Source organism: Streptacidiphilus carbonis (assembly GCF_000787775.1).
Lineage (GTDB): Bacteria > Actinomycetota > Actinomycetes > Streptomycetales > Streptomycetaceae > Streptacidiphilus > Streptacidiphilus carbonis.
Window position 1 is genome coordinate 1 of record NZ_BBPM01000108.1, and the last position, 11,878, is coordinate 11,878.

Consider the following 11,878-nt stretch of genomic DNA (forward strand, 5'->3'; position numbering starts at 1 on the left):
CCCCCCCCGGCCGCCGGCACGGGCGGCAAGGGCGCCGGCACGGCGACCACGGCCGCCGCCGCGGCCACCGCGGCCGCCGGGACCGCCACCACGGCGGCCGCCGTGGCGACCACCACCAAGGCCGCCGCCCCGACCACCGCGCCGGCGGCCACGCCCACCAGCCCGGCCTGGATCAGTAACTGCACCTACTACTACGGCACCACCCAGACCCAGTACGGCGACACCGGTAACCGGGTCAAGCAGGTCCAGTGCATGCTGGTCAACCGCGGCTACGGGGTCGGCTCCTCCGGCGTGGACGGCCAGTTCGGCACCGGGACCCAGGCGGGGGTGACGGCCTTCCAGAAAGCCAAGGGCCTGCAGGTGGACGGCCAGGTCGGCCCGCTGACCTGGGCCGCCCTGCGCTCGACCAGCAACTGACGGTCCGTCGATGATGAGGGATCAGACCCGGTTTGTGTAGAAGACCCGGGTCAGCACCAGGCAGAGCGCGTAGTAGCCGAGGAAGGCGATGTACGCGGCGTTGCCGTTGTGCGAGCCCAGGAACGACTGCCGGAAGGCGATGTTGACCAGGACCCCGCCGAAGGCGCCGATCGCCCCGGCGATGCCGATCAGCGCCGAGGCGCTGCGCCGGGAGGCGCGTTCGGCCTGTTCGGGGTCGGCGCCCTCGGCGACGGCGACCTCGGCCCTGGTGCGGAAGATCGCCGGGATCATCTTGTAGGTCGAGCCGTTGCCGATCCCGCTGAGGGCGAAGAGCAGCACGAAGCCGCCGAGGAACAGCCCCAGCGAGTGCTGCTCCGAGGCGACCAGCACCACGATCGTGGCCGCCGCCATGGCCGCGAAGGTCCACAGGGTGATCCTGGCCCCGCCGACGCGGTCGGCGAGCAGTCCGCCGAGCGGGCGGGACAGCGAGCCCAGCAGCGGGCCCAGGAAGGTCAGGTAGGCGGCCTTCAGCGGGGTGTCGAACTGGGTGTGGAACTGCACCTGGAGCACCTGGCCGAAGGCGAAGCCGAAGCCGATGAAGGAGCCGAAGGTGCCGATGTAGAGGGCCGACACCACCCAGGTGTGGTAGTCCTTGGTCGCGTCGCGCATGGCCCTGCGGTCGTTGCGCAGCATGGTCAGGTTGTCCATCCGCAGGGCCGCGCCCAGGGCCGCCAGTACGATCAGCGGGATGTAGACCAGCACCAGCAGCCGCGGGTGCGCGGCCCCGGCGGTGGCCAGCACCAGCAGCGCGATCAGCTGGACGGCCGGCACCCCCAGGTTGCCGCCGCCGGCGTTGAGGCCCAGGGCCCAGCCCTTGAGCCGCTGCGGGTAGAAGGCGTTGATGTTGGCCATCGAGGACGCGAAGTTGCCGCCGCCGACCCCGGCGACCGCGGCCGCGACCAGCAGGGTGGAGTAGCTCACCCCGGGGTGCAGCACCACCGCGGCGAACACGGTGGGGACCAGCAGCAGCAGGGCGCTGAAGACGGTCCAGTTGCGGCCGCCGAAGCGGGCGACGGCGAAGGTGTACGGCAGCCGCAGCACCGAGCCGCAGGCGGTCGGGACGGCGGTGAGCACGAACTTGCCGGCCGCGTCGATGTGGTACTGCGGTCCCAGGAAGAGGACCAGGACCGACCACAGGCTCCACACCGAGAATCCGATGTGTTCCGACAGGATGGAGAAGACCAGGTTGCGCCGGGCGGTCACGGCCCCGGTCCGCTCCCAGAACCCGTCGTCCTCGGGACGCCAGTCCGTGATGGTCCTGGACCGGGGTGGTGTGGCCGTACCGACGGTGCTGTCGACTGCTGCGCTCATGGATGGACCAGCCTCACGTAGAGGGACGTTGGTGACTGGTTCCCATGCTGGTGGGGCGAGGTTTCCTACCTTGCGCGCTGCCGGTTCGGGCGCGCTACGGTTCCCGCACACCGTCCCCGGGGGCGTGTGAGGGACGGCTGCGCACCGGCCAGCGGCGCAGGTTGGCGCTGCTGCCGTCGGGTGCGGTGTCCTCGTCCAGGCAGTCCCCGGTCTCCAGGGCGAAGGCCTGCTTCAGCATCGGGGAGACCACGACCTGCACCGCGCCGCGGTTGCCGATCAGTCCCCGGGAGAGGACCTGGGCGCCGCTGAACGGGTCGCGGTTGTCCAGCGCGTGGAGCCCGTCGGCCGGGTCGCGGAACAGTGCCACCTGTTCGGCGCCGAGCAGCACGGCGACCCCGCGCCCCGGCAGCAGGTCGTCCAACTCGCAGACCTGGACCCAGCTTTCGCCGTCGTGCAGCTCGACGGCGGTGCGGACCGGGGTGTCCCGATCGACGGCGACTGATTCGAGTGCGACGGTTTCGAGGGCGAGCAGTTCGGTCATCGGGTGCGTACCTCCAGGCTGGCGCCGCCGATCAGGACGTGGCCGTCCTCATCGGGGCGGGCGGGTCGGATCTGGTCGCGTTCGGGGACGAAGCGGACCGTGGGGTCGGGGGTTCCGGGCGCGTTGACGAAGGAGACGAAGCGCCGCAGCCGCTGCGGATCGGCGAGCACGGCGGCCCACTCGTCCTGGTAGGTCTCGACATGACGGGCCATCATCTGGTCCAGCTCGTCGGCGATGCCCAGCGAGTCCTCCAGGACCACCGCGCGCAGATGGTCCAGGCCGCCCTCCAGCCGGTCCAGCCAGGGCGCGGTGCGCTCCAGCCGGTCGGCGGTGCGGATGTAGAACATCAGGAACCGGTCGATGGTGCGGATCAGCGTGTCCCGGTCCAGGTCCTTGGCCAGCAGGTCGGCATGACGGGGCGTCATGCCGCCGTTGCCGCCGACGTAGAGGTTCCAGCCCTCGGCGGTGGCGATCACGCCGAAGTCCTTGCTCTGCGCCTCGGCGCACTCGCGGGCGCAGCCGGAGACTGCCGACTTGAGCTTGTGCGGGGCCCGCAGCCCCCGGTAGCGCAGCTCCAGTTCGATCGCCAGGCCCACCGAGTCCTGCACCCCGTAGCGGCACCAGGTCTCGCCCACACAGGACTTGACGGTGCGCAGGGCCTTTCCGTAGGCGTGCCCCGACTCGAAGCCGGCGTCGACCAGGCGGGCCCAGACGGCCGGCAGCTGGTCCACCCGGGCGCCGAAGAGGTCGATCCGCTGGCCTCCGGTGATCTTGGTGTAGAGGCCGAAGTCGCGGGCGATCTCGCCGATGGTGATCAGCCCCTCGGGGGTGATCTCGCCGCCGGGGACCCGGGGCACCACCGAGTAGGAGCCGTTGCGCTGCAGGTTGGCCAGGTGGTGGTCGTTGGTGTCCTGCAGCGCGGCCTGCTCGCCGTCGAGGATGTGGCCGTTGCCCAGGCTGGCCAGGATGGAGGCGACGGCCGGCTTGCAGATCTCGCAGCCGAGGCCGGTGCCGTGCTCGTCCCGCAGCCGGGCGAAGCTGGTGATGCCCTTGACCCGGACGATCTCGTACAGCTCGGAGCGGGTGTGCGCGAAGTGCTCGCACAGGCCCCGGGCGACCTCGACCCCGGCCGCCTCCAGCTCCTTGGCGACGATGCCGCCCATCAGCTTGAGGCAGCTGCCGCAGCCGGTCCCGGCCTTGGTGCACTTCTTGACCTCGGGGATGCTGGTGCAGCCGTCCTCGGCGACGGCCGACCGGATCGCGCCCTTGGTGACGTTGTGGCAGGAGCAGACCACGGCCTCGTCCGGCAGCTCCAGTTTGCTCGCCGCGCCGCCCTCGGAGGCCGGCAGGATCAGCTGCTCGGCCGGGACGGGCAGCGGGGCCCCGCCGACGGCCAGCGGGCGCAGGGTGGCGAAGGACTCGGCGTCGCCGACCAGGACACCGCCCAGCAGCCGGCCGTCCGGGTGCACCACCAGCTTCTTGTAGACGCCGGAGCGGCTGTCCGAGTAGAGCACGTCCAGCGAGCCCGGGGTGGTGCCGTGGGCGTCGCCGAAGCTGGCCACGTCCACACCCAGCAGCTTGAGCTTGGTGGAGGTGTCGGCGCCGGTGAACGATCCGGCCGCGCCGGTCAGCTCGCCGGCCGCGACCTCGGCCATCGCGTAGCCGGGGGCGACCAGGCCGTAGACCCGGCCGTCGGCGGCCAGCGCGCACTCGCCGATGGCGAAGACCTGCGGGTCGGAGGTGCGGCACTGCTCGTCCACGACGATGCCGCCGCGCTCGCCCACGCTCAGCCCGCACTCACGGGCCAGCTGGTCGCGCGGGCGGACCCCGGCGGAGAACACCACCAGGTCCGCCTCGACCGAACTGCCGTCGGACAGGGCCATGCCCCGGACCGCGCCGTCCTCGTGCGTCTCGATGCTCTGGGTGCCGGCGCCGGTGTGCACCACCACGCCCAGTTCCTCGATGGCGTTGCGCAGCACCTTGCCGCCGCCGTCGTCCACCTGAATGGCCATCAGCCGCGGTGCGAACTCCACCACGTGGGTCTCCAGGCCCATCGCCCGCAGCGCCCCGGCCGCCTCCAGGCCGAGCAGCCCGCCGCCGACCACCGCGCCGACGCGGGCCCGCGCGGCGTCGGCCCTGATCGCCTCCAGGTCCTCGATGGTGCGGTAGACGTGGCAGCCGCGGGCGTCATGGCCCGGCACCGGCGGGACGAACGGGTACGAGCCGGTGGCCAGCACCAGCGTGTCGTAGCGGAGCACCGCGCCGCTGCGGGTGGTGACCGTACCGGCCTCGCGGTCGACCGCCACGGCGGGATCGCCCAGCCGCAGGTCGATGCCGTTCTCCTCGGCGAACGCGGGCGGGCACAGCGACAGCTCCTCGGCCGTGGTGCCGGAGAACCATGACGTCAGATGGACCCGGTCGTAGGCGGGCCGGGGCTCCTCGGCGAGCACAGTGACACGCCAGTCGTGCGGCCGTTCGAACAGTGCCTCCAGGAAGCGCTGCCCGACCATGCCATGGCCGACCAGGACCAGGTCTTTCAGCGTCACGGGCTTCTCCTCCGAAGGTGGTCGGCGTCAATCGGCTCCAGATTTTCTAGGAGCCTGCCATCGAGCGTGGTCGGAGGCGGTTTCCGGAAGGGGTCGCTTATGTTGCCGGAGCGGTACGTGTCCCTCACACGGGTACCCCGATCCGGTGACGGCCGCGTCATCTGCCGTATGCCGAGGCGTTGTTTCGCTCATCACCCCGTGACGGGGGCGCAACAGCCCGGAAACACCGCTGTTGGAGCCTGCGGAGCATGGCAACACTTCCCACACCCGACAGCGCCTCCACAGCCCCCGGCGGGAGCGCGGCACCGGCCGGCGACGCGGCCCCCGACGAGGGCGCGGCGGACGCCGGACCGCTGACCGGCTTCACGGTCGGCGTCACCGCCGCCCGCCGCCGCGACGAGCTGGTCGCGCTGCTGAAACGGCGCGGGGCCCGGGTCGTCGAGGCCCCCACGGTGCGGATCGTCCCGCTGGAGGACGACAACGCGCTGCGCCGGGCCACCGAACTGTGCCTGGCGGCGCCGCTCGACTACGTGGTGGCCACCACCGGCGTCGGCTGGCGCGGCTGGATGAGCGCGGCCGACGGCTGGGGCCTGGGCCGCAGCCTCAGCGAGGCCTGCCGCAACGCCGTGGTGATCAGCCGCGGGCCCAAGGCCACCGGCGCCGTGCGCGCCAGCGGTCTGGGCGAGGCGTACGCACCGGCCACCGAGGCCAATGACGAGCTGCTCACCTGGCTGCTCGCCCGTGACCTGCGGGGACGGCGGATCGCCCTGCAGGAGCACGGCGCGCCGCTGGACTCCTTCGCCGATGCGCTGCGCGAGCGCGGCGCCGAGGTGGTCACCGTCCCGGTGTACCGCTGGGCGCCGCCGCAGGACCCGGAGGCCGTACGCCGCCTGGTGGAGCAGACGGTACGCCGGGAGATCCAGGCGATCGCCTTCACCAGCGCCCCGGCCATCACCGGCTTCCTGGACAGCGCGCACGCCCAGGGACTGCACGCGGAGGTGCTGGCCGCGCTGCGGGACGGGGTGCTCCCCGTGTGCGTCGGACCGGTCTGCGCCCGCCCGCTGGAGGAGCAGGGCGTACGCCCGGTCTTCCCGGACCGGGGCCGGCTCGGGTCCCTGGTGCGAACCATCGTCGAGGCGCTGCCGGTGGGCAACCGGGAGCTGCAGCTCGGCAGCGCCCGGCTGGTGCTGCAGGGCAGCGCTGTGCTCACGCCCAACGGCACGCTGTGGCTGTCGCCGACCCAGGCGGCACTGCTGCGGGCGCTGGCCGAGCAGCCGGGACGGGTGCTCAGCCGGGCCGAACTGCTGCGCCGGGTGTGGGTCGGCGTCAGCGCGGACGAGCACGCGGTGGAGGCGGCGGTGGCGCGGTTGCGCACCGCGCTGGGGCCGCATGCGGCGCTGGTGCGGACGGTGCCCAAGCGCGGGTACCGGCTCGCCGTCAGCGGGTGACGCGGTGGCGGCGGGTGGCGCGGTGCCGGCCGGCCTGAGCCGGCTCGCCGGCGTGGGGGTCAGTAGACGTCCCTGAGGTAGCGCCGGTCCGTGGTGAGCTGTTCGACATACGCCGTCGCCTCGGCCGGACCCAGTCCGCCGTGGGCGGCGGCGATGTCCATGAGCGTCTGCTGGACGTCCTTGGCCATCCGGTTGGCGTCGCCGCAGACGTAGAGGTGCGCACCGTCCTGGAGCCAGGACCACAGCTGCGCGCCGTGCTCGCGCATCCGGTCCTGCACATAGACCTTGGCCCGCTGGTCGCGGGAGAACGCCAGGTCCAGCCGGGTCAGCACGCCCTGGCGGTGGAACTCCTCCAGCTCCTCCCGGTAGTAGAAGTCGGTGGCGCGCCGCTGCTCGCCGAAGAACAGCCAGTTGCGGCCGGAGTGGCCGAGCGCCCGCCGCTGCTCCAGGAAGCCGAGGAACGGCGCCACGCCGGTGCCGGGGCCGACCATGATCATCGGAGTGGTCGGGTCGGCCGGCGGCCGGAAGTGCGGCGACCGCCGGACGAACACGGACACCTCGCCGCCGGGGGTGCGGTCGGCCAGATAGGTCGAGGCCACGCCCTTGCGCTGCTGTCCGCGCAGGCCGTCGTAGCGCAGCACCGAGACGGTGATCCTGGGCTCGGCGGGGTGGGCCAGCGGGCTGGAGGAGATCGAGTAGAGCCGCGGCTGCAGGCCCTTGAGCAGGTCGGCCCACTCCTGCGCGCTGACGTGGAGTGAGAACTCGCCGACCAGGTCGACGGCCTGCCGGCCCCAGCTCCACTTGGCCAGCTCGTCCTTGTTGTCCGGCCGCAGCAGCCGGCGCAGCTCCCGGTCGCCGGAGTGCTCGGCCGCGAAGCGCAGCAGGGCGGGGGTGATCCGGGTGATGTCCAGGTGCCGCAGCAGTGCCTCGCGCAGCGGGACCGGTCCCCGGTCGGCCAGCGCCACCTCCGCCCCCGGGTCCAGCGCGGTGGCCTCCAGCCACTCGGCGACCAGGTCCGGGCAGTTGAGCGGTCGGATCCCCAGGGCGTCGCCGGCCTCGTAGGCGAGGGCGCCGCCGGTGTCGAAGGCGAACGAGCGGACCTCCTTGGCGGCGCCGGGGAGGCTGAGCAGCCGATTGCCCGTCAGCCGGGCGGTGAAGGGGGCCTGGCTCCCGGAGCGGACGGGTGCGGGGACGGGGGCTGCGGCGGTTGCTGTCCCGGGGGGCGCCTCCGCGGGCGTGCCCTCGGCGAGCAGGCCGAGGATCTGCTCCAGCCACTTCTCGGCGTCCTGCTGATAGCTGTCCGGCTCGCAGTCGACGCGCGGCAGCAGCCTCTGCGCGCCGAGTTCGTCCAGGCGTTCGTCCAGGCGGCGGCCGTGGGCGCAGTAGTCGTCGTAGTTGGAGTCGCCGAGCGCCAGCACGCTGTAGCGGACCCCGCCCAGCTTCGGCGCGTCGGTGTCGGTGATCCACTTCCAGAATCCGGCGCCGTTGTCGGGGGCGTCGCCGTCGCCGAAGGTGCTGGTGACGACCAGCAGATCCGCGCCGACCAGCAGCGAGTCGGGCGCGCCGTCGGCCATGTCCCGCAGGGCGACGGTGCGGCCGGCCTGGGTCAGCCGGTCCCGCACGGCGGTGGCGACCTCCTCCGCGTTCCCGGTCTGCGACGCCCAGAGGACGACGACCTCGCGGGTGGGCTGTCGGGACTGCTCGGACCCGGGTGCTTCCCGGCCGGGGGAGCGCGAGAACATCCCCGCGAGCATCCCGTCGATCCAGTCGGCGTGGTCGCGCTCCAGCGGCGCGCCGGACGGCAGCACCGGGATCTCCCCGTCGGTGAGCGGTAGCGCCGACAGCCCGGCCAGGAAGCCGGAGAGGTAGCGGCGCGCACTGTCGTCCAGAGCGGGCGGCGCGGTGTCCACGCCCAGCGCGAGCGCGAACGCGGGCACGGGCTCCAGAACCGGCTGTGCCTGCTGCCGGGGCGCTGCCTCGGCCGTCTCCGCCGCCGTCGCCACCTTCGCCAGCGCCACCGCACACACCTTGAACTCGGGCTGGAAGGAGATCGGGTCGACCGCGTCGCTGGTCACCGCGTTGACGCTGAGGTACTCGCCGAACAGGTCGTTCCAGTGGAACGGCGCGAAGCAGTCGCCGCGCCGGACCCGGTCGCTGATCCGCGCCGGGAGCACGGCCCGTCCGCGCCGCGACGCGACCTCCACGCCGTCGCCCTCGGCCACTCCGAGCGCCTCGGCGTCCTCGGGGTGCAGCTCGACGAAGGGGCCGGGGTCCAGCTTGTTGAGCTTGGCGACCTTGCCGGTCTTGGTCAGGGTGTGCCACTGGTGCTGCAGCCGGCCGGTGTTGAGGACGAACGGGAAGTCGTCGTCGGGCAGTTCGGCGGCCGGCAGGTGCGGGCGGGCGAAGAAGGCGGCCCGGCCGCTCGCGGTCGGGAAGGCCAGCCGGGGCCGGGTGCCGTCCGGGCGGACCAGCAGGGTCTGGCTGACACCGTCGTTGAGGTAGCGGATCGGGTTGCGGCCGGGGCCGGCCGGATCGGCGCTGGGCCACTGCACCGGTGTCTCCCGGAGCCGCTCATAGCCCACTCCGCGCAGGTCCCACCCCGTCTTCGGGTTCCAGGCACGCTTGAGCTCCTCGAAGACCTCCTCGGCGCTGTCGTGCTCGAAGCCCTCGGTGAAGCCCATGGCCCGGGCGACCCGGCAGATCAGCTGCCAGTCCGGCAGCGCCTCGCCCGGCGGGTCGATCACCCGTCGGCTCAGCGTCAGATTGCGTTCGGAGTTGACCATCACCCCCTCGGACTCGGCCCAGAGCGCGGCCGGCAGCGCGATGTCCGCGTAGGCGTTGGTCTCGGTGTCGGCGAACACGTCCTGGGTGATCACCAGCTCGGCCGCCTCCAGGCCCTCGATCACCGTGCGGCGGTTGGCGACCGAGGCCACCGGGTTGGTGCAGATGATCCAGCAGGCCTTGATCTCCCCGGCCGCCATCCGCTCGAACATCTCCACGGTGCCCTGCCCGGCCTCCGCACGGAGGGTGCCTGGCGGCAGGTCCCACAGCCCCTCGGTGAACGCGCGGTCGGCTGGGTCCAGCGCCGACCGCTGCCCGGGGAGGCCGGGGCCCATGTAGCCCATCTCCCGGCCGCCCATCGCGTTGGGCTGGCCGGTCAGCGAGAACGGGCCGCTGCCGGGGCGGCAGATCGCCCCGGTGGCGAGGTGCAGGTTGACCAGCGCGTTGGTGTTCCAGGTGCCGTGGGTGGACTGGTTCAGCCCCATGGTCCAGCAGCTCATCCACTCACCGGCCGCGCCGATCCACTCGGCGGCCAGGCGGATGTCCGCCTCGGGGATGCCGGTCACCTCGGCGACCTGCGCGGGCTGGTAGTCCGCGAGGAAAGCCGGCATCCCGTCCCAGCCCTCGGTGTGCTCGGCGATGAACTCCTCGTCGACGTCGCCGTTCTCCACCAGCAGATGCAGCAGTCCGTTCAGCAGGGCCAGGTCGGTACCGGGCTTGATCTGCAGGAACAGGTCGGCCTTGTCGGCGGTGGCGCTGCGGCGCGGGTCCACCACGATCAGCTTGGCCCCGGCCTTGCGGCGGTCCAGCAGCCGGAGGAACAGGATGGGGTGGCAGTCGGCCATGTTGGAGCCGATGACCAGGAACGCGTCCGCGTGCTCGAAGTCCTGATAGGACCCGGGAGGTCCGTCCGCACCCAGCGAGAGCTTGTAGCCACTGCCGGCACTGGCCATGCACAGCCGCGAGTTCGACTCGATCCTGCTGGTCCGGACGTAGCCCTTGGCCAGCTTGTTCGCGAGGTACTGCGCCTCCAGCGACATCTGCCCCGAGACATAGAAGGCGACTGCGTCGGGCCCGTGCTCGTCCAGCACCGCGCGCAGCCTGCGCCCCGCCTCCAGGACGGCGGCGTCCAGCCCGACCGGACCCGGCTCCGCCCCGCGCTCGGCCCGCACCAGCGCCTGCGACAGCCGTCCGGACGACGCCAGCATCTCGGCGCTGGTGGCGCCCTTGGTGCAGAGCCGCCCGGCGTTGGAGGGATGCGACTGGTCCCCGGAGGCGCGCACCACCCCGCGCCGTCCGTCGGCGCCCATGGCGACGTCCAGCACGATCCCGCACCCCACACCGCAGTACGAGCACACCGTACGCACCTGCTCGGTCGCCAGCCCCAGCTCCGGCACCCACGGCCCCTCTCGTCCACGCCGGCGAGCCAACCCCGCCACGTCGAACGCTAGAAACCCGCTGTTGCACGCCGGTGACGCCGACCGATGCCCTCCGGTTACAACCCCCGCACACCCACCGCACCGACCGGTGAGATCACCACAGGGACGGTGCCGGCAGCGGCCCGCTCTTGTATATTCGAGGATGTATATTGGTATATGGGTAGTGATACATCGAGGAGGATGACATGAGTCGGACGGTCATCGATCTGGACGACGAGGCGCTGGACGCTGCAGCCATAGAGCTGGGGACCACCACCAAACGTGACACGGTCAACACCGCCCTCAGAGAAGTCGCCGACCGCAATCGGAGGGCCCGCGCCTGGGCCGAGCTGCAGCAGTTGACCGTCGACGGCGGCTTGGACCTCGACCTGCTCGCCGACAAGAAGCGCTATCGACCATGACTGCAGCGACCCACCTGATCGACACGTCAGCCTTCAATCGGCTGATGCGGTGCTCCGAACCGGACCTGTACGGATGGCGGGAAGCGAGGGATGCCGGACTTCTCGCCATCTGCGACATCACCGAACTGGAGATCGGCCGGGCCGCCGGAAGCCCGTCCCAGCGTGCCGTCGTGATAGGACTCCTGGGCGACATGTTCACCTGGTGCCCCACCCCCGACGGTGTGATGCGCCGCGCCCGACAGGTCCAGGACGGGCTCGCCGCCACGGCCCAGCACCAGGGCCCCGGTGCCATCGACCTCCTCGTCGCGGCAACCGCCGAGCTCTCGGGACTGACCCTGCTTCACTACGACAAGGATTTCCAGACAATCGCCCGCAATACGCAACAACCGCACGCTCTCGTCAGTCCGCTGGGCACCGCCGACTGACATCCGGCGCTGGGGTGTCGCCAGAATCCGCCTGGAAAATTTCGGCTGGGGAGCTGAATTCTTCGGGTAGTTGCAGGGGCCGCATATTGCCCTGCCTGCTGCAGCCGGGATTACTCAGTCCGTCGCCACCAGTGGTGGTCGGTGATCAGCGCTTCAAGTTCGTGGAGCCGGTTGGCGGCCGTTCGGGCGTGGGTGGCGGGGCGTTAGAGTGCGATGCGGAGGTCGGAAGCGAGGTAGGTGGCCTCGCGGACCTCGCATTCTGCTCGGAGTGCTTCCGGTGAGGTGGACGTCGCGCGGGCGATGATGTCGAGGACGGTGTCCATGTGCGGGCCGCTGAAGCGGGCCAGGAAGAACCAGTCGTCGGCCGGTTCGCCGAAGCGGGCCCATTCGAAGTCCAGTAGGGCCGTCACGGTTCGATCCTCGGCGAGCCAGTTGCCCCAGTGGCAGTCCGCGTGAACCGGGACCGTTGTCCGTGCTTGAAATGGTGCGTGCTCCGCGATCGCGCTCAG

At 71.9% G+C, this 11,878-nt stretch carries 9 protein-coding genes; 4 read left to right on the plus strand and 5 right to left on the minus strand.

Annotated elements, in window-relative coordinates; translation table 11 throughout:
* A partial coding sequence (locus TR46_RS36880; protein WP_042411344.1) for a peptidoglycan-binding domain-containing protein occupies window positions 1-417 on the plus strand: 417 nt, incomplete at its 5' end.
* 21 nt (window positions 418-438) lie between these two features.
* Here TR46_RS36880 and TR46_RS36885 read toward each other — a convergent pair.
* From TR46_RS36885 to nirB, 3 genes are all read right to left on the minus strand, one after another.
* Window positions 439-1,788, minus strand: coding sequence for a nitrate/nitrite transporter (locus TR46_RS36885; protein ID WP_042411348.1), 1,350 nt, complete (start codon window positions 1,786-1,788; stop codon window positions 439-441).
* A gap of 94 nt (window positions 1,789-1,882) precedes the next feature.
* Window positions 1,883-2,329, minus strand: coding sequence for a nitrite reductase small subunit NirD (gene nirD, locus TR46_RS36890; RefSeq protein ID WP_084719251.1), 447 nt, complete (start codon window positions 2,327-2,329; stop codon window positions 1,883-1,885).
* Window positions 2,326-4,839: a nitrite reductase large subunit NirB gene (gene nirB / locus TR46_RS36895; RefSeq protein ID WP_304941319.1), complete on the minus strand. Its 2,514-nt coding sequence runs from the start codon at window positions 4,837-4,839 to the stop codon at window positions 2,326-2,328. Before nirB ends, nirD begins: the two co-directional genes overlap by 4 nt.
* Window positions 4,840-5,123: 284 nt before the next feature.
* Between nirB and TR46_RS36900 the strand changes: the two genes are divergently transcribed.
* Entirely contained in the window at window positions 5,124-6,323 is a 1,200-nt protein-coding gene (locus TR46_RS36900) for a uroporphyrinogen-III synthase (protein WP_084719252.1), read from the plus strand.
* A gap of 59 nt (window positions 6,324-6,382) precedes the next feature.
* Here the strand turns inward: TR46_RS36900 and TR46_RS36905 are convergent, their stop codons facing one another.
* Complete coding sequence (locus TR46_RS36905) at window positions 6,383-10,501, minus strand: bifunctional nitrate reductase/sulfite reductase flavoprotein subunit alpha (protein WP_042411355.1); 4,119 nt, start codon at window positions 10,499-10,501, stop codon at window positions 6,383-6,385.
* Window positions 10,502-10,728: 227 nt separating this feature from the next.
* On the opposite strand from TR46_RS36905, the gene TR46_RS36910 reads away from it, so the two are divergent.
* Together TR46_RS36910 and TR46_RS36915 are read left to right on the plus strand one after the other, a co-directional pair.
* Entirely contained in the window at window positions 10,729-10,944 is a 216-nt protein-coding gene (locus TR46_RS36910; RefSeq protein ID WP_042411358.1) for a type II toxin-antitoxin system VapB family antitoxin, read from the plus strand.
* The gene (locus TR46_RS36915) at window positions 10,941-11,369 is read left to right on the plus strand and encodes a PIN domain nuclease (protein WP_042411361.1); all 429 of its coding nucleotides are present in this window, start codon (window positions 10,941-10,943) and stop codon (window positions 11,367-11,369) included. The genes TR46_RS36910 and TR46_RS36915 overlap by 4 nt, the downstream gene beginning before the upstream one ends.
* 203 nt (window positions 11,370-11,572) lie before the next feature.
* Here TR46_RS36915 and TR46_RS36920 read toward each other — a convergent pair.
* A partial coding sequence (locus TR46_RS36920; protein ID WP_161790275.1) for a phosphotransferase occupies window positions 11,573-11,878 on the minus strand: 306 nt, incomplete at its 5' end.